Below are 26244 nucleotides of genomic sequence, written 5' to 3'. Positions count from 1 at the left end.
AGACACCCATGTTCCGTACCGCCTTGCGCAATGTGCTCGCGCACAAGGCCCGGCTCCTGATGACCGTGCTCGCCGTGATGCTCGGCGTGGCCTTCGTGTCGGGGACCCTGGTCTTCACCAACACCATCTCCGGCGCTCTGCAGAAGAGCTCCGCCAAGGGCTTCGACCATGTCGACGTCGCCGTCACGCCCAAGTGGAAGGACGCCGAGGGCGACCGGGTCGGCAAGAGCCAGGAGCTGACGAAGGACACGGTCGACGCCAGTGCCCGGGTGCCGGGTGCCGAGCGGGCCATCGGCGTCGTCGGAGGGTTCGCCGCCCTCGCCGACAAGGACGGCAAGCTGGTCGGCGACGGCTTCCAGACGCAGGGCGGCAACTACTGGGGCGCCAAGGACCCCCGCTACCCGCTGGTCGAGGGCCGCGCCCCCAAGGGACCGGACGAGGTCCTCGTCGACTCCGAGACGGTGAAGCGGGCCGGCTACCGGGTCGGCGAGCCCGTGCGGATGTCGGTGAACGGCCCGCTCCTCGAGCCGGTCCTGGTCGGCGTCTTCACCACGGACGACGGCAATGTGGCGGCCGGCGGCAGCCTCGCGCTGTTCGACACGGCGACCGCGCAGAAGGTGTTCGGCAAGGAGGGCACCTTCGACGAGATCGACGTCAAGGCCGAGGCCGGCGTCTCCGAGGCCGCGCTCAAGGCGCAGCTGGACAAGGCGCTGCCACGGGACGTCGTGGAGACGGAGACCGGGGGCACGCTGGCCGAGGAGCAGGCCGAGGCCATCGCCTCCTCGATGAGCGGGCTGAAGCAGGGCCTGCTGGTGTTCGCCGGCATCGCGCTGTTCGTCGGCACGTTCATCATCGCCAACACCTTCACCATGCTGGTCGCCCAGCGCACCAAGGAACTGGCGCTGCTGCGCGCCGTCGGCGCCTCCCGGCGGCAGGTCACCCGGTCGGTGCTGATCGAGGCGTTCGTGGTCGGCACGGTCGCCGCCGTGGCCGGACTGCTCGGCGGCATCGGCATCGGCGTGGGGCTGCGCTCCCTGATGGGCATGCTGGAGGCCACCGTGCCCGACGGGCCGCTGGTGATCACCCCCGGCACGGTCGGCACCGCCTTCGCCGTCGGCATCCTCGTCACCATGCTCGCCGCATGGCTGCCCGGCCGCCGGGCGGCGAAGATCCCGCCGGTGGCGGCGATGAGCTCGGTGCACGCCAAGGCCACCACCAAGTCGCTGGTGCTGCGCAACACCCTCGGCGCGCTGTTCTCCGCCGCCGGCGTCGCGGTGGTCCTCTGGGCCACCTCGCTGGACGGCTCGGACGGCCAGGCCCCCATGGGCTTCGGCGCCGTGCTGCTGATCACCGGCGTGTTCATCCTGACCCCGCTGCTGTCCCGCCCGCTGATCGCGGCCGCGGCCCCCGTGATGCGCCTCTTCGGGGTCTCCGGCAAGCTCGCCCGGCAGAACTCGGTGCCCAACCCGCGCCGCACCGCCGCGACCGCGTCCGCGCTGATGATCGGGCTCACCCTGATCACCGGCATGACGGTGATGGCGGGCAGCCTGCAGAAGTCCATCGACAAGATGGCCTCCGAGGCCATCGAGGCGGACTACGTGGTCTCCATGGCGACCGGCAACGCCCTCTCCCCGGACGTCGAGCAGAAGCTGAAGAAGCTCGACGACGTCACCGCCACCAGCGCCATGCGCAACTCGCCGTCCCGGATCGACGGCCGCACCGAGTTCCTGACCGGCGTCGACGGCACCGCCTTCGGGAAGCTGACCGACTTCGAGGTGCGGGACGGTGCGTTCGCGATCGACGGCACGCGGGTCGTGGTGGACGACGGGACCGCCAAGTCGCACGACTGGAAGGCCGGCAGCACCTTCGACGTGGCCTACGAGGACGGCAAGAAGGAGCGGCTGACGGTCGCCGGGGTCTACCGGGGCAACGACATGTTCACCGGCATCATGATCGACAACCGGACCCTCGCCCCGCACCAGACCGACCCGACCGACATGCTGGTCATGGTGAAGACCGCGGACGGCGTGTCCGACGCGGCCAAGGACCGGCTGGAGAAGGCGCTCGGCTCCAACCCGGCGATCGCGGTCCAGGACAAGAAGGACATCTCCAACGAGATCGCCAGGATGTTCACCCTGGTGCTGAACATGGTCTACGGGCTGCTGGCGATGGCGGTGATCGTCGCGGTCATCGGCGTCATCAACACCCTGGCCATGTCGGTGTTCGAACGCTCGCAGGAGATCGGCATGCTCCGCGCGGTCGGCCTGGACCGCAGGGGCATCAAGCGGATGGTCCGGCTGGAGTCCCTGGTGATCTCCCTGTTCGGCGGGGTGCTCGGCATCGGCCTGGGCGTGTTCTTCGGCTGGGCGGCCGGTGAGCTCCTCGGCACCCGGATGGCGACCTACGAGCTGGTCCTGCCCTGGGACCGCCTGGCGGTCTTCCTGCTGCTGGCCGCGACGGTGGGGGTGCTCGCCGCGCTCTGGCCGGCCCGGCGGGCGGCCCGGCTGAACATGCTCCAGGCGATCAAGGCGGAGTAGTTCCTCACCGCGAGCGGAATCGAGCGGAATCAAGTGGAATCGAGTGGAATCGAGTGGAATGAAGGGCCCCGTCCCGGAGCCGGACGCCGTTGGACCAACAGCGTCCAGAGCCGGGACGGGGCCCTTCGCCGTCCGTGCGGGCGGCCGGGGCTCTTGCGGACGACAGACCCCGGCGGCCGCCGGTCAGTGCCAGGTGCGCGTGCGCAGCGGCAGCCCCGAGTCGCCGGAGTCGGGGGTCTTCACCGCGAGGATCTGGTTGACGCCGATGCGGTTGTGCTCGAAGGCCAGCGCGGAGGCCGCCATGTACAGTCGCCAGACCCGGGCCCTGCCGTAGCTGCTGAGGACGACCGCCCGGTCCCAGTCGGCCTCCAGGCGTGCCACCCACGCGCGCAGGGTGAGCGCGTAGTGCTCCCGGAGGGACTCCAGGTCGCGCACCTCGAATCCGGCCCGCTCCAGAGCGGTCACGGTGGTGCCGACGGGGGAGAGCTCGCCGTCGGGGAAGACATAGGCGTCGATGAACGCGTCCACCTGGTACGCGGCCTCGTCGCGCTGCGGACGGCGGGCGATCTGGTGGTTCAGCAGCCTTCCGCCCGGCACCAGCAGCCGGTACAGCACGCTCGCGTACTGCAGATAGCGCTCGGAGCCGACGTGCTCGGCCATGCCGATGGACGAGATGGCGTCGTAGGGGCCGTCGCGGACGTCCCGGTAGTCCTGGACGCGGATCTCCACCCTGTCGGTGAGGCCCTCGTCGGCGACCCGCTTGCGGGCGTAGGCGGCCTGCTCCTGGGAGAGGGTGATGCCGACGACGTTCACTCCGTACTCGCGGGCGGCGTGGACCGCCATCGAGCCCCAGCCGCAGCCGACGTCCAGCAGCCGCCGGCCCGGCCTCAGCGCCAGCTTGCGGCAGACCAGGTCGAGCTTGTCCCGCTGGGCCTCCTCGAGGGTGCCCTCCGGGGGCGGGGCCTGCCAGTAGGCGCAGGAGTACACCATGGACGGGCCGAGGACCAGCTCGTAGAAGTCGTTTCCCACGTCGTAGTGGTGGCTGATGGCCCGCCGGTCGCTGCGCCGGGTGTGCAGGCCGCGGCGCGGGCGGCGGGCCTCCTCCTCGGGGGCGGGCGGCGGCAGCGGGGGCCCGGCGAGGGCGAGCAGGCCGCGCACGGCGGAGCGGAACTGCGGGTCGCGCAGCGCCCGTCCGGGGGAGCGGGCGTCCTCCTCGCGCTCCCAGATCAGGCCGGACAGGCGGTCGAGGGCGGTGTAGAGGTCGCCGTCGATGTCCAGGTCGCCGGCCACCCAGGCGCGGGCGAGACCGAGCTCGCCCGGCTTGAACAGCAGACGGCGCAGGGCGCGGCGGTTGCGGACGACCAGGGCCGGTGCGTCCGGCGGGCCGGCCTGGGAGCCGTCCCAGGCGCGGATGCGGAGGGGGAACGGGGTGCCCAGCAACTGTTCGACGAGGCCCTTCAGCCGCGAGGCGGCGTCTGCCATGGTGTACACCTCCGTGACGGGGGATCCCGGAACGTCCTCCCCCACGTAAACACCGGCCGCGCGGCCTGACAGTCCCCGGCGCGCGTCATGGCTGGGCAAAACCACCGGCTCGGACCGGTCCGGGACCCCCGGCGGGGGGTCAGTGACACCCGGCCGGGCGGCCCTGCCGGTGAGGGGAATCGCCCGGACGCGTAGCGTGTTGCGCAGCACGACGAGGGAAAGATCCTCCCCAAGCATTAGGGTCAATCCTTTGCCTACCTATTACTCTTGAGCCAAGGCCACGCTGTGATGGCCATGGAGGAGTGAAATGAGGAGCAGAAACCCGGTCTTCTCGCGACGGGGGTTCAGCCGCGACAACGGCTACGCGGGCTTCAACACCGCGCCGCAGGCCGGGGGTCCCGCTGTCGCCACGCAGGGCAACCCGTACGCCCAGCCGACGGGCAACCCCTACGCGCAGAACCCGTACGCGCAGAACCCTTACGCCCAGCAGGGTCAGCAGTACGGCGCGCCGCCGCAGGCCCCGGCCACCACCGGCCGGATGACCATCGACGACGTCATCATGCGCACGGCGAGCACGCTGGGTGTGCTCGTTCTCGCCGCCGCGCTCTCCTGGGCGCTGCTGCCCGTGGACGACGCCAGCATCGGCCGGTCCTACGGCATCGGCATCGGTGCCGCCCTGATCGGCATGGTCCTGGCGTTCGTGCAGTCCTTCAAGCGCAAGGCCTCGCCCGCGCTGATCCTGACCTACGCCGCGTTCGAGGGCGTGTTCCTCGGCGTCGTCTCCAACATCGTCGACCACCGCATCGCCGACGGTGCGGCCATGCAGGCGGTGCTCGGCACCATGGCGGTCTTCGCCGGTGTGCTGGTGGCCTACAAGGCGGGCTGGATCCGCGTCAACCGCCGCTTCTACGGCTTCGTGATGGCGGCCGCGCTCGGCTTCATCCTGCTGATGGCGGTGAACCTGCTGTTCGCGGTGTTCGGCGGCGGTGACGGCCTCGGCTTCCGCAGCGGTGCTCTCGGCGTCGTCTTCGGCATCATCGGCATCATCCTCGGTGCCTGCTTCCTCGCCCTGGACTTCAAGCAGGTCGAGGACGGCATCGCCTACGGTGCCCCGCGCGAGGAGGCCTGGTTCGCCGCGTTCGGTCTGACCCTGACGCTGGTGTGGATCTACCTCGAGTTCCTCAGGCTGATCTCGATCCTGAACAGCAACGACTGATCACCTACGAGAGGATCACGTCGCGCTCGCAGCGAAGGGCCCCGGGTTCACCCGGGGCCCTTCGTCGTCGCCGGACACTGCCGGCACTGCGGACTGCATCTGCGGACGAAAGCGGACGGCGTTGCGCCCGGACGCCTAGAGCAGCTTGCGCGCGGCCCTCCTCAGGTCGTACTCGTGGATGATCGCCTTGGCGTGGCCGTACGCGAGGTTGTGCTCGTGACGGAGCCAGCTGACCTTTTCCTCGAAGCGCAGAAGAGCCGGGCCTTCTTCGACGGTGCGCAGCCAGTCGGAGATCTCACGACCGGTGCAATGGGGGATGCGGGCGAGCAGATTGCGATGGGTCTCCTCGGAGAAGACTTGGGACATCGGCGCCTCCGGACGCATGGGATGTAAGCCGGTCCTTCAGGTCACCGTGCCTGAGCGTTCGCCCGTTGGCAACAGTGCTGCCGCGCCGCGTACGCTCGCGGCGTGGTTGATACGACGCCCCTCATCCGTGCCGTGGATCATTTCGCCGACCGGCTGCGGGCCGCGCCGCAGAGCCGGCTGCAGCGGGGCGCTGCCGCCGAGGCCCTCGCCCTGGCCAGGGAGTTGGCGCGGCGGGCCCAGCTCGCCGAGGAGCCCGGCACCGAGCCGCGCGAGATGCCGGACGCCGGGATGTTCGCCGCCGCCGATCAGATCACCGTGGCCGGACATGACCTGGCCCTCGTACTCAAGAGCGAGGACGAGGTCGCAGAGACGGTACGGCTGGTGGAGGAGGCGCAGCATCGCGCCGGGGTCTGAGAGGCCCTCAGACCGCTGCTACAGGGACGCGATGACGCGGTCGGCCAGGATGTAGACGTTCTCCTCGCCGCAGGCGAAGGTCAGCGTGTACGCGCCGGAGATCCCGGAGCCGCCGAGGAGGTACGGGCCGTCGCCGTCGCGCACCGCGGTGGCCAGGCGCTGCGCCGTCTCCCGGTGGCCCGGCGTCATGCACAGGGTCGTCCCGTTCGCAAAGACGTACACGTCCAGGGTGCCCAGCGGGCCGGGGCGCACATCGGTCAGCTCGACCTGTTCGGCGGCCAGCTCCTCCAGCATGGTCACCGTGCGCTCGTGGTCGCTCACCACCGGCGACGGGTTCGGCACGAAGTCGGGGTGGGAGGGGTGACGGCGGCGGGCCGCGGTCAACTCGGGGGAGTCGCCGGAGTGCTCCTCGGTCTCGGAGCCCGGCTCGGTCACCGGCTCCAGACCCGCGAAATCGGCCTGCCGGGGCAGGAACAGCTCGCTGTCGGCCAGGCCCAGCAGGGAGGGGGCGTCGGAGGCGTCACGGGCCTCCTGGGCGGCCCAGAACGCCCGCGCCTCGGCCAGCTCGCGCTCCCGCTCCTCGGCGAGCGCCTCGGCCACCGCGGCGCGTATCTGGTCGGCGTCGGCCGTGCGGGCGGACGGAAGGAGGGCGCGCGTGGTCGCGGCGCGGTTCTCGGCCAGCTCGGTGTGCAGGGCGGCGACCTGCCGGCGCAGCCTGACGATGCTGCACAGGACGGCGACGCCCACAGCGCCGGTGGCGGCCGTGGTGATCAGCAGGGCGATCGGCATGGCGCTCACTGACGTACTCCCGGTTCAAAGTCGACCCCCGACTTCCTACATCAGCTTGAAGGGCGGACTAACCATCTGTCAGTGCGTAACGTCACGAAACGGACAGGGGTCTGGTTCCGGGGCCGATCGAGGGGTGGTGCTGACCTGCGTTGATCCCTATGAAAAGAGGGATAGGTCACATCCTGGGGGCAGTTGGATCACAGATCGGCCCGGGATCCCCTCAACTGCGGAGTCCCGGGCCGGAATCTGACGGACTGTGCCTCGGCGATTACGCTGCGGTGCTGCTCAGCTCAGGCGCTCGATGACCATCGCCATGCCCTGGCCGCCGCCGACGCACATGGTCTCCAGACCGAACTGCTTGTCGTGGAACTGCAGCGAGTTGATCAGGGTGGTGGTGATGCGGGCGCCGGTCATGCCGAAGGGGTGGCCGACGGCGATGGCACCGCCGTTGACGTTCAGCTTCTCCAGCGGGATGTTCAGGTCCCGGTAGGACGGGATCACCTGGGCGGCGAACGCCTCGTTGATCTCGAAGAGGTCGATGTCGTCGATGGTGAGACCGGCCAGCTTCAGGGCGCGCCGGGTGGCCTCGACCGGGCCGAGGCCCATGATCTCCGGGGACAGGCCGGAGACGCCGGTGGAGACGATGCGGGCGAGCGGGGTGAGGCCCAGCTCGCGGGCCTTGGTGTCGCTCATGATGATCAGCGCGGCGGCGCCGTCGTTGAGCGGGCAGCAGTTGCCGGCGGTGACCAGGCCGTCGGGGCGGAAGACCGGCTTGAGCTGGGAGACCGCCTCCAGGGTGGTGCCGGGGCGAGGGCCGTCGTCCTTGGAGACCACGGTGCCGTCGGGCAGCGTGACCGGGGTGATCTCGCGCTCCCAGAAGCCGTTCTTGAGGGCCTCCTCCGCGAGGTTCTGCGAACGGACGCCGAACTCGTCCATCTCCTGGCGGGTGACGCCCTTCCAGCGGGCGAGGTTCTCTGCGGTCTGGCCCATCGCGATGTACGGGTCGGGCAGCAGGCCGTCCTCGCGCGGGTCGTGCCAGGTGGTGCCCTCCTGCTCGGCACGGGCGGCGGTGCGGGCCTCGGCCTCGGCGAACAGCGGGTTGTGGGTGTCCGGGAGGCTGTCGGAGTTGCCCTTGGTGTAGCGGGAGACCGTCTCGACACCGGCCGAGATGAACACGTCGCCCTCGCCGGCCTTGATGGCGTGCAGCGCCATGCGGGAGGTCTGCAGCGAGGAGGAGCAGTAGCGGGTGATGGTGCAGCCGGGGAGGTGGTCCATCCCCATCTGCACGGCGACGATCCGGCCGAGGTTGTTGCCCTGCTCACCGCCGGGAAGGCCGCAGCCGAGCATCAGGTCGTCGATGTCCTTCGGGTCCAGCTCGGGCACCTTGGCGAGGGCGGCCTGGATGATCGTGGCGGTCAGGTCGTCCGGACGCATGTCCTTGAGCGACCCCTTGAAGGCACGGCCGATGGGCGAACGAGCGGCAGAGACGATCACAGCTTCGGGCATCACGGCTCCAGGGCATACCGGTGGGTTGGTGCAGGGCTGCTTCGGAAATTACCGGCCCGTAGGACCCAGGTCACGGCCATCGGCATGTGACATGGACCGCAGATGTCTAAGCGCTTGCTTTTCCCTGCGGGGCTTGGAGCGGGATCGGGCGCACCTTTGTTGAGGGACGCAGCCGGCGCCACCGCTGCAGGGACCGGCGACGGCCGCACTTCGCTCCCGCGGCCGCCGGGGTGTGACAGGACGCCGCTCATGGCGGCCGCTGGGCCGAGGGACGCCTAGGCGTCTGCCGGTTTGCCCCCGTCGGAGGCGGATGGCGCCTGCCGGTTGTGGGGTGGCGTCTGCCGTATGCGGGGCGGTGCCCGGCTGCCCGACGTGCCCTGCCAGCCGGGCGCGGGGTGGCGGGGCGCGGGACGCTGCCCCCCGGGGGCATGTTGGTGCTCGCCGGTTGCGGGGCGGTGCCCGGCCGCCCGACGGGCCCTGCCCGCCGGGCGCGGGGGCGGTGACTGTCGGGCTCGCTGGCCCCGGATGCGGATAGGCCCGGCGGATGCGGGGCGGTGTCCGCCGGGCGCGGGATGGTGCCCGTAGGACGGTATGGCGCCCCCGGGCGTCACCCTGCGCGTTACTCGGCGACCGGTGTGCGTTCCGGCTCTGGCATGTGGCGGCGTCGGCGGCGTTTGAGGAGGGCCCAGGGGCCGCGGGGGCCGGTGGGGGAGGCGGCGGTGACTTCTGTGCCGGCCTCGGAGGCGGCCTCGGCGGCTGCGCGGGCCACGGGGAGGAAGCCCTCGCGGCGGGAGGCGTCGGGGCGTTCCTCCTCGGCGGGCCAGAGGCCGAGGGCGGCGCACGCGGTCGGCAGTACGGCCATCGCGGCTGTGGCGTAGCCCTCCGCCGAGGGGTGGTAGTTGTCGGGGCCGAACAGCTCGCGCGGGTTCGCCTCGAACTCGGGGCCCAGCAGGTCGCCCAGGGACACCGTGCGCGCGCCCTGCTCGACCGCCCCGATGGTCTGGGCCGCCGCCAGCTGCCGGGAGGCCCGCCGGGCCAGCCACCGCAGTGGCTGCCAGACCGGCTCGATGGTGCCGAGGTCGGGGCACGTCCCCACGACCACCTCGGCGCCGGCCGTCCGCAGCCGCCGCACCGCCGAGGACAGGCACCGCACCGAACGCGTCGCCGGGATCCGGTGGGTCACGTCGTTCGCGCCGATCATGATCACGCACACGTCCGGCACCCGCGCCGGATCGGCCAGCGCCCGCGTCACCTGCCGGTCCAGGTCGTCGGAGCGCGCCCCCGGCACCGCGACCGTGCTCAGCCCGACCGGCCGCTCGGCGATCGCCGCGATCCCCGACGCCAGCAGCGCCCCCGGCGTCTGCCCGGCCCGTCGCACGCCCTGCCCCGCCGCCGTGGAGTCCCCCAGCATGGTCAGCCGCAGCGCGGGTACCCCCGGCACCGTGTAGGCGGCGCCGTACAGCCCGTCCGCGTTCGGCACGAAGGGAGTCGCGCCGTTGCCCACCCGGCGCCGCGCCAGCTGCGCCTCGGCGACCAGCAGGCCGACCGCGGCCGCACCGGCCAGACCGACGCCGCCCCCGCCGTACGCCGCGCCGGCCGCGATCCGCCGGGCCACCCTCGCCCTCGACATCCCCGTCATGCCTCCCCGCCACCTCCTCGAACCCTTACACCCAGTGCTTGCCCCGTACGGACCGTCGCCCAATCGCGACAGCGGGTGAACGACCCGGCCGGGTACTGCCGCCGGGAGGGCCTAGGCTGGCTGAACCACTACGACCACACCTTTTGCAGCATCCGGAGACAACGGTGCAATTCCACGACTCGATGATCAGCCTCGTCGGCAACACCCCGCTGGTGCGGCTCAACAGCGTGACCAAGGGCATCAGGGCGACCGTCCTGGCCAAGGTGGAGTACTTCAACCCCGGCGGTTCCGTGAAGGACCGCATCGCCCTGCGGATGATCGAGGCCGCCGAGCGCAGCGGGGAACTGAAGCCGGGCGGCACCATCGTCGAGCCGACCAGCGGCAACACCGGCGTGGGGCTCGCCATCGTGGCCCAGCAGAAGGGCTACAAGTGCATCTTCGTCTGCCCGGACAAGGTCTCCACGGACAAGATCAACGTGCTGCGCGCCTACGGCGCCGAGGTCGTGGTCTGCCCGACCGCCGTGGCCCCCGAGCACCCCGACTCGTACTACAACGTCTCCGACCGCCTGGTCCGCGAGACGCCGGGCGCCTGGAAGCCGGACCAGTACTCCAACCCCAACAACCCGCTGTCGCACTACCACTCCACCGGCCCGGAGCTGTGGGAGCAGACCGAGGGGAAGATCACGCACTTCGTGGCCGGCGTCGGCACCGGCGGCACCATCTCCGGCACCGGCCGCTACCTCAAGGAGGTCAGCGACGGCCGCGTCAAGGTGATCGGCGCCGACCCCGAGGGCTCGGTGTACTCCGGCGGTTCCGGGCGCCCGTACCTGGTCGAGGGCGTCGGTGAGGACTTCTGGCCCTCCGCCTACGACCGGAACGTCGCCGACGAGATCGTCGCCGTCTCCGACAAGGACTCCTTCCAGATGACCCGCCGCCTGGCCAAGGAGGAGGGCCTGCTGGTCGGCGGCTCCTGCGGCATGGCGGTGGTGGCCGCGCTGAAGGTGGCCTCCCGGCTGGACGAGGACGACGTCGTGGTGGTGCTGCTGCCGGACAGCGGACGCGGCTACCTCAGCAAGATCTTCAACGACGAGTGGATGGCCGACTACGGCTTCCTGGAGGACAGCGGCCCGAGCGCCCGCGTCGCCGACGTGCTGGAGGACAAGGAGGGCTCCATGCCGTCCCTGGTCCACATGCACCCCGACGAGACGGTCGGCCAGGCCATCGAGGTGCTGCGCGAGTACGGCGTCTCGCAGATGCCCGTCGTCAAGCCGGGCGCCGGCCACCCGGACGTGATGGCCGCGGAGGTGGTCGGCTCGGTGGTGGAACGGGAGCTGCTGGACGCGCTGTTCAGCAAGAGCGCCTCGCTCGACGACCCGCTGGAGAAGCACATGTCGGCCCCGCTGCCGCAGGTCGGCTCGGGTGAGCCGGTCGCCGACCTGATGGCGGTGCTGGGCAAGGCGGACGCGGCGATCGTCCTGGTCGAGGGCAAGCCGACCGGCGTGGTCAGCCGCCAGGACCTGCTGGCGTTCCTCGCCAAGACCGGCAAGTGACGGCGGAGGAATGGGCGGGGTGACGGCGGCCGCGCGAACACCGCACAGGTGAACGACCCCCGCGCGCATGGCCGTTGAGCCGCACGGGGTCCGCGTGGACTTCGCGCAAGTGGTACGAGGGCGTCACGTTCACGCAGCACTCGGTTAACACGCATACGGCAGATTGAGGGATGTCGGCGGAGCGGTGGGGGTACCTCCCAGGTCCTTCAGGCACTGGGGGAGGCTCCCTGTTCCGGCCGGCGGTGAGAAACGGCGTCAAGGACCTCCGGAGCGGCTCCCGGACCTCCACCGACGCCATGGACGCGCCACCGGCTCAGTCCCGGTCCCGCGTCCCTCGCGGGGACCGCCGTCGTCCCGCCCCCCGGGTCCACCGGGGGTGCGGCGGTCCCCGCGCACAACTCTCCCGGCGCGTACGGCGTTCCCGGTAGTCCCGGTGCTCCCGGCGCGTACGGCGTTCCCCGTAGTCCCGGTGCTCCCGGTCCTCGCGGCACGGGAACCGGCGGGGTCACTCCTCGCAGCCGCCGTCCCGGTCCTTGCGGCCGCGCCCGCAGCCGCTGAACAGCCCCGGGTTGGTGCGGGCGATCTGGGCGACGTTCACGTGCCATGGGCGGCGCCCGCGGCAGCGCCACCCTCACCGACATGACCATCACCGGCTGCGCCGAGGGGAAGGTGATCGTCGAACCCGGCTCGCAGTTCGTCATCGACCGCGACCGAGGCCCGGGAGGACCGCGACCCAGACGCTCAGAACAGCGGCGCCCGCCGAACGAGGTCGTGCGGCGGGCGCCGCGGCTGTATAACGGCATGCAAGAGTTGCGGAGAGTGAATAGTTCCGAGGGGGAGCACGTCATGAGCGCCGCCGACAGCCCTGCCGCGCGCCTTCAGGCGCTGTTCGAGGGGCACCGGCTGACGCCGACCCAGCGGCGGATCGCCCACTGCATGGTGCGCCGCGCCGCCGACGTGCCGTTCCTGTCCAGCGTCGAGCTGGCCGAACTGGCGGGCGTCAGCCAGCCCTCGGTGACCCGTTTCGCCGTCGCCCTCGGCTTCGACGGCTACCCGGCGCTGCGCCGCCACCTGCGGGAGGTCGCCCCGGCCGAGCCCGTGCCCGACAACGGCACCGTCAACGAGTACCAGCAGGCCGTCGAGGCGGAGATCCAGAATCTGCGGCACCTCGCGGAGGCGCTGGCCGACCCCGTGCCCGTGCAGCGGGCGGGCCGCCTGCTGGCCGGCAGCCGGCCGCTGCCCGTGCTCGGGCTGCGCGCGGCCGCCGCCCAGGCGCACGGCTTCGCCTACTTCGCCGCCAAGGTCCACCCGGACGTACGGCTGCTCAACGAGGGCGGCTCCATGCTGCACGACCGCATCGACGCCGCCGTCCACGCCGGTGCCGGCGCCCTGCTCTGCTTCGCGCTGCCCCGGCACCCCCGGGAGGTCGTGGACGCCCTCGCGCACGCCAAGGAGTCCGGCCTGACCGTGGTCACCGTCGCCGACTCCGCCTTCGCGCCGGTCGCCAAGGTGTCCGATCTGCTGCTGCCCGCCCCCGTCGGCACCGGGCTCGTCTTCGACACCGCGTGCGCGCCGATGCTGCTGGGCCGGGTGCTGCTGGAGGCCATGTGCGACGAGCTGCCGGAGGCCCAGGCGCGGCTGGAGGAGTTCGACGCCAAGGCGGCGGCCCGGGGCCTGTTCGTGGAGTGAGGCCCGCCGTGGCGCCCGGCGGGCATTCTCAGACTCGTCTCAGCTTCTGTCGCTAGCGTGCCGTAGTTGGTACTTCTTCTGGTACCGCTTCTTCAAGGTTCTTCAGGGTTCTTCAGGGTTCTTCAGGAACCGCTGTCGGACCGTGCATCGGATGTGCATCGGATGTGAGACGGGAGGCTGGAACGTGTCGCGCGGAGGTCAGGGGCTGGCTCGGGTGGCCGTCGTGGTACGGGCCGGGGCCGCGCCGCTGTGGTGGCTGGGAGTCTTCGCCGCGGGCATCGGGCTGTCGGTGCCGGGACTGACCGGGCGCCGGATCGGCGTGCTGGCGGGTGCCGCCCTGTTCATCGTGGCGGCCGCCGTGGTCGCCCTCCTGCGGCGCGGACGCTACCGGGACCTGGCCCGTGGGGCGGCCCGGGCGGGCAAGCACGACGTGCTCCAGGACCGCGCGGTGACCGCCCGCAACTGGCGGCGCGGGCACCGCTGGTGGCTGCTGCTCGCCTTCCTCGCGGCGCTGGGCAGCGCCCTCGCGGTCCCGGCCGCCGGCGGTCTGCTGCTCGCCGGGTGCGGTGCGGGCCTGTGGCTGAAGGCCTCCTGGATCGGCCGCCTGGAGAAGGCCGGCGACCAGCTGCTGTGGGTGCGGGTCGACTGGCTCGGCCGCAACGCCGGCAACCCGGCCGGCAAGGCGGTGAAGGCCTACCGCACCACGGGCATCGCGGCCGGCGACGCCAAGCCGGGCGGCTCCCGCCGCAAGACCCCGGCCCTGGTCTGACCGGGCGGCACGGAATACCGGGTCAGGGCCCGCCGGGTGCGGCGGGCCCTCGCCGCGTTCAGGACCCCGGGCCCAGGCCCTCCACCAGCGCGTCGGCGTGGTCGCCGCCCGACTCCCGCACGATCTCCTCCGTCGTCTGGGCGGGGCGGACCAGGGCGAAGCCGACGTCACCCGGCTGATCCGCGACGAAGCCGTGGACGGCCGGGCGGGGGAGTGAGTTGTAGGCGTAGTGGTGGGCGAAGTAGTACGCGCCGGTGTCCAGGGCCGCCGCGTAGTCGCCCTGCTCCAGCAGTGGCAGCGGATACTCCCGGGCCAGCAGGTCGCCCGCGAAGCAGGCCGGGCCGGCGATGTCCTGCACCACCGCGGGCCCTTCCTTCGGCAGTCCCTTGGCGTCGTAGGCGGCGATCCTGAGCGGCCACTCCTGCGGTGCGTACACCGTGCGCGTGGCCACCTGCACGCCCGCGTGGGTCACCGCCACCGGCCGCCCGCCCGCCTGCTTGGCGTACTCCACCCGGGCGAGGAGCGTGCCGTGCTTGGCCAGCAGTGACCGGCCGAACTCGGTGACGATCCCGTACCGCCCGTCGAACAGCCCCGGCACCGTGTCCCGCAGCACCCTCGCATACGCGCCGTACGTCGGGGTGATCGCCTCCGAGGCGAAGTTCACCGGCAGCCCGCCGCCGATGTCGACGGTGTCCACCTGCCGCCGGCCCGCCCGCCGGTTGATCTCCTCCGCCAGCTCGTAGGTCTCGGCCACCCCGCGCGCCATCAGCTCCAGCGCCACGCCCTGCGAGCCGGTGTGCGCGTGCAGCCGGGTCAGCCAGGGCCGCTCCAGATATGAGCGCACCACCCACTCCCGCGCCCCCTCGTCGCGCAGCGCCACCCCGAACTTGCTGGTCGCGGTGGCGGTCGACAGCGCCTCGATGGCACCGGACCCGACCTGCGGATTCACCCGCAGCCCGAGCGGTGAGCGGGGCGTGTCCGAGCCCACCAGGGCGTCGATGCGGGCCAGCTCCTGCGGATTGTCCGCGTTGACGGCGATGCCCAGCGCCAGCGCCTCGCGCAGCTCCGCCGGGGTCTTCGCGGGCGAGTCGAGCACCGTCCGCTCCGGTTCGATCCCCGCCGCCCGCGCCAGCGCCAGCTCGCCCGGGCTCGCCACCTCGGCGCCGATGCCCTCGGCCCGCAGCAGCCGCAGCACCGGCACCAGCGGCGTCGCCTTCACCGCGAACGCGTGCAGGATCCGGGTGCCGGGTGCCGCGACGGCCTCGAACGCGGCGCGCAGCCCGGCCGCCGACTGCCGGATACCGGTGACGTCGAGCAGCGCCACGATGGGCTGACCGGGTCCGAGCAGCCCCTGCTCCACCGCCTGCCGCACGGCCCGGTCCCGTCGCGCCGACCGGCTCTCGTCATGGCTCACCGCTGGCCCCTCCCGTCGCTGCTGTTCGTCTCCTGGCTCTCATGGCCGATGCATCCAGCCAAACACCCGACACGCCCGCACGGCGGCACCCGCACGTATTGACTAGCTCTATTCAGGCGCTGAGTATGTGAATATCTGCAGTAATACGCGATGAGGAGGCAGACATGTCAGGACCCCGCACCGTCCGGGCACCGCGCGGCACGCAGCCGAGCGCCCTGGGCTGGCAGCAGGAGGCCGCCCTGCGGATGCTGCAGAACAACCTCGACCCGGAGGTCGCCGAGCACCCCGACAAGCTCGTCGTCTACGGCGGCACCGGCAAGGCCGCCCGGGACTGGCGCTCCTTCGACGCCATGGTCCGCACGCTGCAGACCCTCAAGCAGGACGAGACGATGCTCGTCCAGTCCGGCCGCCCGGTCGGCGTCCTGCAGACCCACGAGTGGGCACCGCGCGTCCTCATCGCCAACTCCAACCTCGTCGGCGACTGGGCCACCTGGGAGGAGTTCCGCCGCCTGGAGGCCCTCGGCCTGACCATGTACGGGCAGATGACGGCCGGCTCCTGGATCTACATCGGCACCCAGGGCATCCTCCAGGGCACCTACGAGACCTTCGCCGCCGTCGCCGCCAAGCGGTTCGGCGGCAGCCTCGCCGGGACCATCACCCTCACCGCCGGCCTCGGCGGCATGGGCGGCGCCCAGCCGCTCGCCGTGACCATGAACGACGGCGTCGCCCTCTGCATCGACTGCGACCCTCGGGCCATCGACCGCCGGATCGAGCACCGCTACCTCGATGTGAAGGCCGGCAGCCTGGACCACGCGCTGCAGCTCGCCGTCGAGGCCCGCGACGCCCGCCGCCCGCTGTCCATCGGCGTCCTCGGCAACGCCGCCGAACTGGTGCCGCAGCTGCTGTCGATGGGCGCCCCCATCGACGTCGTGACCGACCAGACCTCCGCCCACGACCCGCTGTCCTACCTGCCGCTCGGCATCGCCTTCGAGGACATGGCGGAGGAGGCCAGGAAGGACCCGGCCGGATTCACCACCCGCGCCCGCGAGTCCATGGCGAAGCATGTCGAGGCCATGGTCGGCTTCCAGGACGCCGGCGCCGAGGTCTTCGACTACGGCAACTCCATCCGCGGCGAGGCGAAACTCGCCGGATACGAGCGGGCGTTCGCCTTCCCCGGCTTCGTCCCCGCCTACATCCGGCCGCTGTTCTGCGAGGGCAAGGGCCCCTTCCGCTGGGCCGCGCTCTCCGGCGACCCCGCCGACATCGCCAGGACCGACCGGGCGATCCTCGACCTCTTCCCGGAGAACGAGTCCCTCGCCCGCTGGATCCGCATGGCGGGGGAGCGGGTGCACTTCCAGGGGCTGCCGGCCCGCATCTGCTGGCTCGGCTACGGCGAGCGGGACAAGGCCGGCGAGCGCTTCAACGACATGGTCGCCAGCGGCGAGCTGGCGGCGCCCGTCGTCATCGGCCGCGACCACCTGGACTGCGGGTCCGTCGCCTCCCCCTACCGGGAGACCGAGGCGATGCTGGACGGCTCCGACGCCATCGCCGACTGGCCGCTGCTGAACGCCATGGTCAACGTGGCCTCCGGCGCCTCCTGGGTGTCCATCCACCACGGCGGCGGCGTGGGCATGGGCCGCTCCCTGCACGCCGGGCAGGTGACGGTGGCCGACGGCACGGCGCTGGCGGGGGAGAAGATCCGCCGGGTGCTGACCAACGACCCCGGCATGGGCGTCATCCGGCATGTCGACGCCGGGTACGAGATCGCCGAGACCGTGGCCGAGCAGCGGGGCGTGCGGGTGCCGATGCGCGAGGGCGGCCCGGAGTGAGCGGGACCGGGACCGAGAACGAGACCCGGAGCGGTCACGGGGCCGGGCGTGAGGCGGCGAACGGGTCCGCCGGCTCGTTCCACGCCATGTGGCGCGAGCTGCTCCCCGTCGGCCTGCACCCCGGCACCGGCGGCTACCGGCGCTACGCCTGGACCCCCGCCGACGCCGAGTGCCGGGCCTGGTTCCGGGAGCAGGCCCGCGCCCGCGGCCTGGCCTACGAGGTGGACCGCAACGGCAACCAGTGGGCCTGGGCCGGTGATCCCGCCGCCGGGGACGCCGTGGTCACCGGGTCGCACCTGGACTCCGTGCCCGACGGCGGCGCCTTCGACGGCCCCCTCGGGGTGGTCTCCGCCTTCGCCGCCCTCGACGAACTGCGCGCGCGGAACGTGCAGTTGACCCGGCCGCTCGGCATCGTCAACTTCGGCGACGAGGAGGGCGCCCGCTTCGGGCTCGCCTGCGTCGGATCCCGGCTCACCGCAGGACGGCTCACCCGCGAGCAGGCGCACCGGCTCACCGACGACGACGGCATCACCCTGCCGAAGGCCATGGAGGCCGCCGGGTACGACCCCGACGCCATCGGGCCCGACCCGGAACGGCTGGCCCGGATCGGCGCGTTCGTCGAGCTCCATGTCGAGCAGGGGCGCGCCCTGGACCTGACCGGCGACCGGGTGGGCGTGGCCAGCGCCATCTGGCCGCACGGCCGCTGGCGGTTCGACTTCCGGGGCGAGGCCAACCACGCCGGCACCACCCGCCTCGACGACCGGCGCGACCCCATGCTGCCCTACGCCGAGACGGTCCTCGCCGCCCGCCGCGAGGCCCGGCTGGCCGGTGCCGTCGCCACCTTCGGCAAGACCGCGGTGGAGCCCAACGGCGTCAACGCCATCCCCGCCCTGGTGCGCGGCTGGCTCGACTCCCGCGCCCCCGAGCAGGGCACCCTGGACACGGTGATCGAGGGCATCGAGGCGGCGGCCCGCGAACACGCCGCCGCCCACGGCGTCGGCCTGGACATCACCCGTGAGTCCTTCACACCCGTCGTCGAGTTCGACCACGCCCTGCGCGACGAACTCGCCCGCATCCTCGGCAAGGACACGGACCTCAAGGTGCCCGTGCTCGGCACCGGTGCCGGACACGACGCCGGAATCCTCGCCGGCGCCGTCCCCACCGCCATGCTGTTCGTGCGCAACCCCACCGGCGTCTCGCACTCCCCGGCCGAACGGGCCGAGGAGGACGACTGCGTGGCCGGGGTGCTGGCGCTCGCCGACGTACTGGAAGGACTGGCCTGCCGGTGACCGCGACGACCTACTGGCTCGAGCACGCCTGGCTCGGCGACCGCATCGAGGCGGGCGTGAGACTCGACGTCCGCGACGGACGCATCCACACCCTCACCCCGGACAGCTCCGTGCCGCCGCCCGGGGCTGTGGTGCTGCGGGGCCTGACCCTGCCCGGACTGGCCAACGCCCACAGCCACGCCTTCCACCGGGCGCTGCGCGGCTTCGTCCAGGTCGGCTCCGGCACCTTCTGGACCTGGCGGGAGGTCATGTACGCGATGGCCCACCGCCTCACCCCGGAGAGCTACTACCGGCTCGCCCGCGCGGTGTACGCGGAGATGGCGCTCGCCGGCATCACCTGCGTCGGCGAGTTCCACTATGTGCACCACGCGCCCGGCGGCGCCCGTTACGACGACCCCAACGCGATGGGGGAGGCGCTGATCGAGGCCGCCGCCGACGCCGGGATCCGCATCACCCTCCTCGACACCGCCTATCTCTCCTCCGGCTTCGGCGAGCCGCCCACCACCCACCAGCTGCGCTTCTCCGACGGCACCGCCGACGCCTGGGCCGAACGCTGCTCCCTCCTCAAGGAGCGGGAGCACGCCCGGATCGGAGCGGCCGTCCACTCCGTGCGGGCCGTGCCCGCCGAGCAGCTGGCGACCGTGGCGGCCTGGGCCGAGGACCGGCGGGCCCCGCTGCATGTGCACCTGTCCGAGCAGACCGCGGAGAACGACGCCTGCCTCGAGGCCCACGGATGCACCCCCGCCCGGCTGCTCGCCGACCACGGAGTGCTCGGCCCGCGCACCACCGGCGTGCACAACACCCACCTCACCGGCGAGGACATCGCCCTGATCGGCGGCAGCGGCACCGGCACCTGCATGTGCCCCACCACCGAACGCGACCTCGCCGACGGCATCGGGCCCGCCGCCGCACTCCAGCGGCAGGGCTCCCCGCTCTCCCTCGGCTCCGACAGCCACGCCGTGATCGACATGTTCGAGGAGGCCCGGGCCATGGAGCTGAACGAGCGGCTGCGCACCCGCACCCGCGGCCACTGGACGGCGAACGCCCTGCTGCGCGCCGCCACCGCCGACGGCCACGCCGCCCTCGGCTGGGACCGGGCGGGCAGCATCGAACCCGGCGCCCTCGCCGACCTCACCACCATCACCCTGGACTCGGTCAGAACAGCGGGGCCGCTGCCCCGACTCGGCGCCGAGACGGCCGTATTCGCCGCGACCGCGGCCGACGTACGGCACACCGTCGTGGGCGGCCGGCACGTCGTACGCGACGGGACGCACACCCGGGTGCCCGACGTACCGCACGCCCTCGCACAGGCCGTCGAGGCCCTGCGCGCCTGACGACCCCCCACGAGGACGCCATGAGCAGCAGCACCGTCATCACCAACATCGCCACACTGGTCACCAACGACCCCTCCCGCCACGGCGATTCACCCCTGGGCCTGGTCCGGGACGCGGCCGTCGTCATCGAGGGCGACCGCATCGCCTGGACCGGTGCATCCAGCAAAGCACCCGCCACCGACAACCGGGTCGACGCCGCCGGCCGCGCGGTCCTGCCGGGCTTCGTCGACTCCCACTCCCACCTGGTCTTCGCGGGCGACCGCACCGAGGAGTTCAACGCCCGCATGTCCGGCCGCCCCTACAGCGCGGGCGGCATCCGCACCACCGTCGCCGCCACCCGGGCCGCGACCGACGCAGAACTCGAGGCGAACCTCACCCGCCTGCTCGCCGAGGCACTCCGCCAGGGCACCACCACCTTCGAGACCAAGTCCGGCTACGGCCTGACCGTCGACGACGAGGCCCGCGCCCTGCGGCTGGCCGCCCGCCACACCGACGAGGTCACCTTCCTCGGCGCGCACATCGTCGCCCCCGAGTACGCCGAGGACCCGGCCGGCTATGTCGCCCTGGTCACCGGCGAGATGCTGGACGCCTGCGCGCCGCACGCCCGGTGGATCGACGTCTTCTGCGAGAAGGGCGCCTTCGACGGCGACCAGGCCCGGGCGATCCTCACCGCCGGGAAGGCCAGGGGCCTGCACCCCCGCGTGCACGCCAACCAGCTCTCCCACGGCCCCGGCGTCCAGCTGGCCGTCGAGCTGGACGCGGCCAGCGCCGACCACTGCACCCACCTCACCGATGCCGATGTGGACGCCCTGGCCGGCAGCCGCACCGTCGCCACCCTGCTGCCCGGTGCCGAGTTCTCCACCCGCGCCGACTGGCCCGACGCCCGCCGGCTGCTGGACGCGGGCGCCACCGTCGCCCTGTCCACGGACTGCAACCCCGGCTCGTCCTTCACCTCCTCGATGCCGTTCTGCATCGCCCTCGCCGTGCGGGAGATGGGCATGACACCCGATGAGGCCGTGTGGTCCGCCACCGCGGGCGGCGCCCAGGCCCTGCGCCGCACCGACATCGGCCGCCTCACCACCGGCGCCCGCGCCGACCTGACCCTGCTCGAGGCCCCCAGCCACGTCCACCTGGCCTACCGGCCCGGCGTGCCGCTGGTCAGCGGCGTCTGGCGGGGCGGCGTGCGGGTGGTCTGAGCAGCCCGGTGCCGTGGCGGGCCGGGAGGCCTCAGCGTCCCGTCGGCTTCCGCGGCCAGGTCCTCAGGTCCCCGCCCGCCAGCGCTGGTCGGTCCGCTCCGTCGCGCTGACCAGCCCCACCGAGTCGCCGCCGCCCGGCGTCACCGCGTGGGACGGCGCGATGGCCGCGCGGATGACGCCGGCGGAGTCGACGGTGAAGCGCAGGTTCTGCCCGTTGCGCCCCTCCACCGAAGAGCACGACCAGATCCCCAGCCCGCGGTCCACCGCACCCCGGCTGTCCAGGCAGAAGTCGTCGTCGGCGTAGGACTGCAGCACCCCGCGTCCGGCGTCGTAGCGCCACCGCTGGCTGTCGGAGCCGTCGCAGGGAGCGGTGACGACGTCGGTGCGGTTCTCCAGGTCGCCGTCGATGTCCAGGCACCGGCCCGTGGCGAGATTCACCACCGGTGCGTACGAGCCGCCCGGCGGCGCGTACGTCGGCGTGGCACGCGGGGAAGAGGGCGTGGGGTGCGGGCTGCGCGAGGGCCGCTTCGTCCGCGTCGGCGACGCGGAGGGCGAGGTGCGCGTCGGTGAGGCGGTAGGGGAGGGCGACGGGGTGGCCGTCACCGTCACCGGCGGCGGGACGGGCGAGGGGGAGCCCGGACCCCCGGCCCGCCCGGACGGTGCCTCGCCCGGGGACAGCACGAACAGCAGCAGCGGTACGGCGCCCACGCCGAGCGCCGCCGAGGCCAGCACCAGCCGCCGCGAGCGGGGCCGGGGAGCCTCCGTCGCGGGCGCGGCGGCCTCCGTCCGCCCGGTCTCCGGGGCGTCCGCCGCGTACGCCGTGCCCGCCCAGGGCAGCAGCCCTTCGGCGAGGGTGGTGCGCGGATCGTCCCGCAGGGCGCACAGCTCCTCGTACGCCGCCGTGCAGTGGGCGCAGTGCGCCATGTGGGTGTGCAGATCGGCGCTGCCGCGGCGGTTGCCGGGCCGTACGGACTCCTCGATCAGGCGGCGGAAGTCACAGCACCGCGGATCGTCCGAGGCCGCCAGCCGGGACCGCAGACTGGCCTGGCCCAGGGCCCCCAGCGCGGAGTCGGTGGCGTAGACGACGTCCTCGCGGGTGATGCCGAGGAAGGCCGCCGTGCGCTCGGCCGGCTCCTGCTCGACGACGGCGTACCAGAGGAGGCCCTGCGCGCGGTACGGAAGGGTCCGGAAGGCCGCGAGCATGGGCGGGACCGGGCCCTCGGAACCGGACGAGCTGAGCACGAGCAGCAGGCCCGGGTCCAGCCCTCCGGCCCGCCCGTCCGCGGCCCACTGCGCGGCCACCCGCACGGTCAGCAGCAGAAGCTGATGGCGCAGCGGGCCGCCGGAGTCGGTGCCGCGGGCCATCTCGCGCGCGGCCAGGGTGAAGGCCTGCGCGGCGAGCTGCCGTGCCGAGGAGTCACCGGTGGTGCAGCGGCGGGCGTAGGCGAGCACCGCGGGGCCGTGCCGGGCCCTGAGTTCCTGGAGCGCCCCGTACGCCGCCGAGGTGTCGCCGCGCAGCAGCTCGGTCAGCCGGATGTCGGACGCTCCGGCGTGCGCACCGCCGGGGCCGCCCCCGGTGCCGTCGACCTCGGCGGACTCGCCGTCCCCAGCCATCCATCGCCTCCTCGCCCCCGGGCCGTCGGACTCCGCCGTCCCGACTGACCTTCCGGCCGGTTTGGGCCAGCTCATAGTGCTGGATGAGGACCGCGGAGAAAAGGGGTAACCGTGGGTAACCGCGGGTAATGAGGCGCGCCCCGCGCCCGGACGGCACCCGGTGCCCCGGCCGGTACGGCCAGGGACATCCGGCGCCGACAGGGCGCGGGGCGCGGTCGGTCGATCCGTGCGGCCGGCTGCTCGCCGGCCTGCTCCGGGCGCCCGCCCGGATGCCGGTCATTCCTCGATGGTCAGCGCCTTGCGCAGCCGCACCAGGGTGCGGGACAGCAGCCGGGAGACGTGCATCTGGGAGATGCCCAGCTCCTCGCCGATCTCCGACTGGGTCATCCCGGCCACGAAACGCAGGCTGAGGATCTTCCGGTCCCTCGGTGCCAGTTCGGCGATCAGCGGCTTCAGCGACTCGATGTACTCGATGCCCTCGAGGCCGTGGTCCTCGTAGCCGATCCGGTCGGCCAGGGCGCCCTCGGCGTCGTCCTCCTCGGGCTGGGCGTCCAGCGAGGAGGCGGTGTAGGCGTTCGACGCCGCCATGCCCTCGACGACCTCGTCGTTGGAGATGCCGAGGCGTTCGGCCAGCTCGGTCACGGTCGGCGCGCGGTCGAGCTTCTGCGCCAGTTCGTCACCGGCCTTGGCCAGGTCGAGGCGCAGCTCCTGGAGGCGGCGCGGCACGCGCACGGACCAGGAGGTGTCGCGGAAGAAGCGCTTGATCTCGCCGATGATGGTCGGCATCGCGAACGTGGGGAACTCCACACCGCGCGAGAGCTCGAACCGGTCGATCGCTTTGATCAGGCCGATGGTGCCGACCTGGATGATGTCCTCCATCGGCTCGCTGCGGGAGCGGAAGCGGGAGGCGGCGAACTTGACCAGGGCGAGGTTGAGTTCGACGAGCGTGTTGCGGACGTAGGAGTACTCGTGGGTGCCTTCCTCGAGTGACTCCAGGCGTTCGAAGAGAGTGCGGGACAGGGCGCGTGCGTCGACCGCCTCGACCGTGTCGTACGGGGGGATCTCCGGGAGTCCGGCGAGTAGATCGTCCTGGACGACACTCATGTCGTCCTGCTCGATGGGATCCAGATGTTCCTCAGGGAGTGCCGACGTCGCTTTCTGGGTACGCGATGCGTCGAGCCGGGGTGACATGGTGTCCTCCATCGTTCTCGGCATATGGCTGCCGAAGCCAGAACGTGCACTGCGGTGTGCGGCGCCTCCAAAGCCGGCCGTGTCGGGTACGTGTTCTTACTAGCCCTACCCGCTTCGACAAGCCCGCCGCAAGTGCGTTTTGTTCGGTTGTGTCCGTTTCTGTGTGATTGTTCAGGTGCCGGAGCACCGTCGGAGGGCGTAGTGTTCGAGGGCGTCAGCAAGCAGACACGAGGTCGGGAGAGAGAGACGGCATGGACCGCGGGACGGTCGGCAGCGCACAGTCGGGCCGGCTTCTGGTCGAGGTGCGACAAGAGGGCCCCAGTGCCGTCGTGACTCCGGCGGGTGAGTTGGATCACCACACCGCCGATCTGTTGCGTGAGCCACTGGAGAACTGCCTCGCCAAGGGATTGAACCGGCTCGTCATCGACTGCTCCCGGCTGGAGTTCTGCGACTCCACGGGGCTCAACGTCCTGCTCGGGGCCCGGCTGAAGGCCGAGGACGCCGGGGGCGGGGTGCATCTCGTCGGGATGCAGCCCGTTGTCGCGCGGGTGTTCGAGATCACGGGGGCGGAAGCCGTCTTCGCGGTCCACGACACCCTCGAGGCCGCCCTGGCCGACGACTCCGGATGACCCGCGCGGCCGGGGCGGGGCACCGCCCCGGGCCCCGTGCCCCGGATTCCAGGCACGACTTTTCGTGCGAATACGGGGGTGTCCCCTCGGGCCCCTCGGGCAGGAGACATCCTGAACGTGTCGGCCGCCGTGGTCGCAGGGGTGCAGTCAACCGGACGCGCCGCGCACTGCGTGACTGACTGAGTACGGATTTTTTGCATCGTGAACCGGTGAATCGGTGAGGTGAAGCGCTGATGAGCACCACCCGGCCCTACTCGCCGGGCGACCGCGGTCCGGAGCCCGGCGCTTCCGGCGTGTCCGGGGGCGGCGCGGCGCAGGACGCCGCCGACGGGGGCGTCGCGGCGCCCGCAGGCGTGCCGGGATCGTCCGGGGCCGCCGCGGGCCGGCAGGTCCGCCGGCTGAGCTTCGAGGGCCAGAGCGGTGTGGTGCCGCTCGCGCGCGACTTCACCCGCCAGGCGCTGCACGCATGGGGCTGGCTGCCCGCGGCCACCGCCGACCAGCGGGCCGCCGCCGAGGACGTCCTGCTGGTCGTCTCCGAGCTGGTCACCAACGCCTGCCTGCACGCCGAGGGGCCGGACCGGCTCACCCTCACCTGCGACAACAAGGTGATCCGCCTGGAGGTCACCGACCGCGGCACGGGCCAGCCCGCCCCGCGCACCCCGCACCGCGCGGGCCGCCCCGGCGGCCACGGCATGTTCATCGTCCAGCGCCTCTGCCTGGACTGGGGCGTCGTCCGCACCCCGGGCGTCGCCGGCAAGACGGTCTGGGCGGAGCTCGGCGCCCCCGCATAGCGCACCGCCCCCACCGACGCACCGCACACCTCGCGCGCCGCCCTCGGAAGCGGCGCCCTTCTTTTTCACCGCCTTCCTTTTTCACCGCCTTCCCGGCGTGGCCGCCCCCGCAGTGGCGCCGCCCTCTTCCCGGACCCCGATCGGGCCGCCCCCGATCCGGCGTGTCACGTCTCTTCCCTCCTCGAGGTCCCCGGCGTACCGTGACCGCCCATCTGATGAGGCGTCAGAAACCAGGAAGGCAGGGGACCGTGTCGTACCGGAACCGAACCGCCGCCCTCGCGTCCGCCGTCGTCCTGGCCGGGTTCACGGTGCTGGCGGCCGCCCCCGCCGCGCAGGCGAAGGCCGTCGACGTCGACTACCGGTGCAAGACGCCGATCGGGGACAAGAGCGCGGTCTCGCCCATCGACATCGAGGCGGCGCGCAGCGGCAGCGGTTACCGCATCACCATGTCCTGGCAGAAGGGCGTCTCCTCCAGCCCCGTGGAACTGGGCAAGGGCGCGATGAACCCCAGCGCCACCATCGCCCTCGGCGGCGCCGACTCCGGCACCCTCACCGTCACCGGCCCCGCCAACGACGCCCCGATCCCGCCCAACACGCCCATCAAGATCAGCGACTTGTCCGCCACTTACACGCCCGAGAAGAGCGGCACGGTGACCTTCACGGCCGACGTCCTGACCATCAAGGCCCTCGGCACGACCACCACCTGCACACCTGCCAACGACCCCGGTCCCTCCCTGGCCCTCGAGGTGACGGCCGCGGGCAAGGCCCCCGCGACCGGCGGGGGCGGCACGGACGACTCCGGCGGCGGGACCCTGCCGAGCACCGGCCCCGAGGACTCGGCCGTCGCCCTGGCCACCCTCGGCGGCACCGTCCTGCTCGCCGGTGTGGCCGGCACGCTGTGGCTGACCCGCAGGACCGGCGGGGCCCGCGGGGAGTGAGCACCGGCGCGCGCACCACGGCACCGCCGCTGCTCCTGGCGCTGCTGCTGGTGGCCCTCCTG

21 protein-coding genes are annotated in these 26244 nt (G+C 72.6%); 13 read left to right on the top strand and 8 right to left on the bottom strand.

Annotated elements, in window-relative coordinates:
• Positions 1 to 8: 8 nt before the first annotated feature.
• Positions 9 to 2537 carry an ABC transporter permease gene (locus ABD207_RS17580; RefSeq protein ID WP_344014035.1) on the top strand — a complete coding sequence of 843 codons (2529 nt, stop codon included), beginning with the start codon at positions 9 to 11 and terminating at the stop codon, positions 2535 to 2537.
• Positions 2538 to 2720: 183 nt separating this feature from the next.
• On the opposite strand, the gene ABD207_RS17575 is transcribed toward ABD207_RS17580, so the two are convergent.
• Positions 2721 to 4019 (bottom strand): class I SAM-dependent methyltransferase, encoded by a 1299-nt coding sequence (locus ABD207_RS17575; RefSeq protein ID WP_344014034.1) that lies wholly within the window; start codon positions 4017 to 4019, stop codon positions 2721 to 2723.
• Positions 4020 to 4326: 307 nt separating this feature from the next.
• Between ABD207_RS17575 and ABD207_RS17570 the strand changes: the two genes are divergently transcribed.
• Entirely contained in the window at positions 4327 to 5235 is a 909-nt protein-coding gene (locus ABD207_RS17570; protein ID WP_344014032.1) for a Bax inhibitor-1/YccA family protein, read from the top strand.
• 135 nt (positions 5236 to 5370) lie between these two features.
• On the opposite strand, the gene ABD207_RS17565 is transcribed toward ABD207_RS17570, so the two are convergent.
• On the bottom strand, positions 5371 to 5601 hold the full coding sequence (locus tag ABD207_RS17565) for a DUF4287 domain-containing protein (RefSeq protein WP_343998456.1): 231 nt from the start codon (positions 5599 to 5601) through the stop codon (positions 5371 to 5373).
• A gap of 102 nt (positions 5602 to 5703) precedes the next feature.
• On the opposite strand from ABD207_RS17565, the gene ABD207_RS17560 reads away from it, so the two are divergent.
• On the top strand, positions 5704 to 6015 hold the full coding sequence (locus ABD207_RS17560) for a hypothetical protein (protein ID WP_344014031.1): 312 nt from the start codon (positions 5704 to 5706) through the stop codon (positions 6013 to 6015).
• A gap of 18 nt (positions 6016 to 6033) precedes the next feature.
• On the opposite strand, the gene ABD207_RS17555 is transcribed toward ABD207_RS17560, so the two are convergent.
• From ABD207_RS17555 to ABD207_RS17545, 3 genes are all read right to left on the bottom strand, one after another.
• Entirely contained in the window at positions 6034 to 6813 is a 780-nt protein-coding gene (locus ABD207_RS17555; RefSeq protein WP_344014030.1) for a hypothetical protein, read from the bottom strand.
• A 276-nt stretch (positions 6814 to 7089) separates the two neighbouring features.
• Positions 7090 to 8310, bottom strand: a complete 1221-nt coding sequence (locus ABD207_RS17550) for an acetyl-CoA C-acetyltransferase (protein ID WP_344014029.1) — start codon at positions 8308 to 8310, stop codon at positions 7090 to 7092.
• A 619-nt stretch (positions 8311 to 8929) separates the two neighbouring features.
• Positions 8930 to 9949 (bottom strand): SGNH/GDSL hydrolase family protein, encoded by a 1020-nt coding sequence (locus ABD207_RS17545; protein WP_344014028.1) that lies wholly within the window; start codon positions 9947 to 9949, stop codon positions 8930 to 8932.
• Between the two features lie 164 nt (positions 9950 to 10113).
• Between ABD207_RS17545 and ABD207_RS17540 the strand changes: the two genes are divergently transcribed.
• From ABD207_RS17540 to ABD207_RS17530, 3 genes are all read left to right on the top strand, one after another.
• On the top strand, positions 10114 to 11499 hold the full coding sequence (locus ABD207_RS17540) for a cystathionine beta-synthase (RefSeq protein ID WP_344014027.1): 1386 nt from the start codon (positions 10114 to 10116) through the stop codon (positions 11497 to 11499).
• Between the two features lie 846 nt (positions 11500 to 12345).
• Positions 12346 to 13188, top strand: coding sequence for a MurR/RpiR family transcriptional regulator (locus ABD207_RS17535; protein ID WP_344014026.1), 843 nt, complete (start codon positions 12346 to 12348; stop codon positions 13186 to 13188).
• A gap of 184 nt (positions 13189 to 13372) precedes the next feature.
• The gene (locus tag ABD207_RS17530) at positions 13373 to 13957 is read left to right on the top strand and encodes a hypothetical protein (protein WP_344014025.1); all 585 of its coding nucleotides are present in this window, start codon (positions 13373 to 13375) and stop codon (positions 13955 to 13957) included.
• A 58-nt stretch (positions 13958 to 14015) separates the two neighbouring features.
• Here ABD207_RS17530 and ABD207_RS17525 read toward each other — a convergent pair whose 3' ends face one another.
• Positions 14016 to 15371 (bottom strand): type III PLP-dependent enzyme domain-containing protein, encoded by a 1356-nt coding sequence (locus ABD207_RS17525; protein ID WP_344014024.1) that lies wholly within the window; start codon positions 15369 to 15371, stop codon positions 14016 to 14018.
• A gap of 164 nt (positions 15372 to 15535) precedes the next feature.
• On the opposite strand from ABD207_RS17525, the gene hutU reads away from it, so the two are divergent.
• The 4 genes from hutU (at position 15536) to hutI (ending at position 21019) form a co-directional block, all read left to right on the top strand.
• Positions 15536 to 17200 carry a urocanate hydratase gene (gene hutU / locus ABD207_RS17520; protein ID WP_344014023.1) on the top strand — a complete coding sequence of 555 codons (1665 nt, stop codon included), beginning with the start codon at positions 15536 to 15538 and terminating at the stop codon, positions 17198 to 17200.
• 86 nt (positions 17201 to 17286) lie between these two features.
• Positions 17287 to 18489, top strand: a complete 1203-nt coding sequence (locus ABD207_RS17515; RefSeq protein WP_344014069.1) for an allantoate amidohydrolase — start codon at positions 17287 to 17289, stop codon at positions 18487 to 18489.
• Positions 18486 to 19823, top strand: a complete 1338-nt coding sequence (locus ABD207_RS17510) for a formimidoylglutamate deiminase (RefSeq protein ID WP_344014022.1) — start codon at positions 18486 to 18488, stop codon at positions 19821 to 19823. Before ABD207_RS17515 ends, ABD207_RS17510 begins: the two co-directional genes overlap by 4 nt.
• Before the next feature lie 20 nt (positions 19824 to 19843).
• A complete protein-coding gene (gene hutI, locus ABD207_RS17505; protein ID WP_344014021.1) occupies positions 19844 to 21019 on the top strand; it encodes an imidazolonepropionase in 1176 nt (391 codons plus the stop codon).
• Between the two features lie 63 nt (positions 21020 to 21082).
• Here the strand turns inward: hutI and ABD207_RS17500 are convergent, their stop codons facing one another.
• Both ABD207_RS17500 and ABD207_RS17495 read right to left on the bottom strand, forming a co-directional pair.
• Positions 21083 to 22633, bottom strand: a complete 1551-nt coding sequence (locus tag ABD207_RS17500; protein ID WP_344014020.1) for a ricin-type beta-trefoil lectin domain protein — start codon at positions 22631 to 22633, stop codon at positions 21083 to 21085.
• Positions 22634 to 22909: 276 nt separating this feature from the next.
• Positions 22910 to 23836, bottom strand: a complete 927-nt coding sequence (locus tag ABD207_RS17495) for an RNA polymerase sigma factor SigF (protein ID WP_344014019.1) — start codon at positions 23834 to 23836, stop codon at positions 22910 to 22912.
• Positions 23837 to 24075: 239 nt separating this feature from the next.
• On the opposite strand from ABD207_RS17495, the gene ABD207_RS17490 reads away from it, so the two are divergent.
• The 3 genes from ABD207_RS17490 to ABD207_RS17480 all read left to right on the top strand — a co-directional run bounded on the left by ABD207_RS17490 (position 24076) and on the right by ABD207_RS17480 (position 26182).
• On the top strand, positions 24076 to 24453 hold the full coding sequence (locus ABD207_RS17490; protein WP_344014018.1) for an STAS domain-containing protein: 378 nt from the start codon (positions 24076 to 24078) through the stop codon (positions 24451 to 24453).
• Between the two features lie 233 nt (positions 24454 to 24686).
• Positions 24687 to 25244, top strand: coding sequence for an ATP-binding protein (locus ABD207_RS17485; protein ID WP_344014017.1), 558 nt, complete (start codon positions 24687 to 24689; stop codon positions 25242 to 25244).
• A gap of 248 nt (positions 25245 to 25492) precedes the next feature.
• Entirely contained in the window at positions 25493 to 26182 is a 690-nt protein-coding gene (locus ABD207_RS17480) for an LPXTG cell wall anchor domain-containing protein (RefSeq protein ID WP_344014016.1), read from the top strand.
• The last annotated feature ends 62 nt before the right edge of the window (positions 26183 to 26244 follow it).

This window comes from Streptomyces thermospinosisporus (genome assembly GCF_039526425.1).
Classification (GTDB): Bacteria; Actinomycetota; Actinomycetes; order Streptomycetales; family Streptomycetaceae; genus Streptomyces; species Streptomyces thermocarboxydovorans.
This window is presented reverse-complemented; position numbering and strand designations above follow the sequence as displayed.

Coding starts and splice junctions, on each gene's coding strand:
- ABD207_RS17490 (WP_344014018.1), top strand. CDS start 24,076: ATGGACCGCGGGACGGTCGGCAGCGCACAGTCGGGCCGGCTTCTGGTC.
- ABD207_RS17570 (WP_344014032.1), top strand. CDS start 4,327: ATGAGGAGCAGAAACCCGGTCTTCTCGCGACGGGGGTTCAGCCGCGAC.
- hutI (WP_344014021.1), top strand. CDS start 19,844: ATGAGCAGCAGCACCGTCATCACCAACATCGCCACACTGGTCACCAAC.
- ABD207_RS17485 (WP_344014017.1), top strand. CDS start 24,687: ATGAGCACCACCCGGCCCTACTCGCCGGGCGACCGCGGTCCGGAGCCC.
- ABD207_RS17545 (WP_344014028.1), bottom strand. CDS start 9,949: ATGACGGGGATGTCGAGGGCGAGGGTGGCCCGGCGGATCGCGGCCGGC.
- ABD207_RS17580 (WP_344014035.1), top strand. CDS start 9: ATGTTCCGTACCGCCTTGCGCAATGTGCTCGCGCACAAGGCCCGGCTC.
- ABD207_RS17550 (WP_344014029.1), bottom strand. CDS start 8,310: ATGCCCGAAGCTGTGATCGTCTCTGCCGCTCGTTCGCCCATCGGCCGT.
- ABD207_RS17500 (WP_344014020.1), bottom strand. CDS start 22,633: ATGGCTGGGGACGGCGAGTCCGCCGAGGTCGACGGCACCGGGGGCGGC.
- ABD207_RS17565 (WP_343998456.1), bottom strand. CDS start 5,601: ATGTCCCAAGTCTTCTCCGAGGAGACCCATCGCAATCTGCTCGCCCGC.
- ABD207_RS17515 (WP_344014069.1), top strand. CDS start 17,287: ATGTGGCGCGAGCTGCTCCCCGTCGGCCTGCACCCCGGCACCGGCGGC.
- ABD207_RS17535 (WP_344014026.1), top strand. CDS start 12,346: ATGAGCGCCGCCGACAGCCCTGCCGCGCGCCTTCAGGCGCTGTTCGAG.
- ABD207_RS17495 (WP_344014019.1), bottom strand. CDS start 23,836: ATGGAGGACACCATGTCACCCCGGCTCGACGCATCGCGTACCCAGAAA.
- hutU (WP_344014023.1), top strand. CDS start 15,536: ATGTCAGGACCCCGCACCGTCCGGGCACCGCGCGGCACGCAGCCGAGC.
- ABD207_RS17575 (WP_344014034.1), bottom strand. CDS start 4,019: ATGGCAGACGCCGCCTCGCGGCTGAAGGGCCTCGTCGAACAGTTGCTG.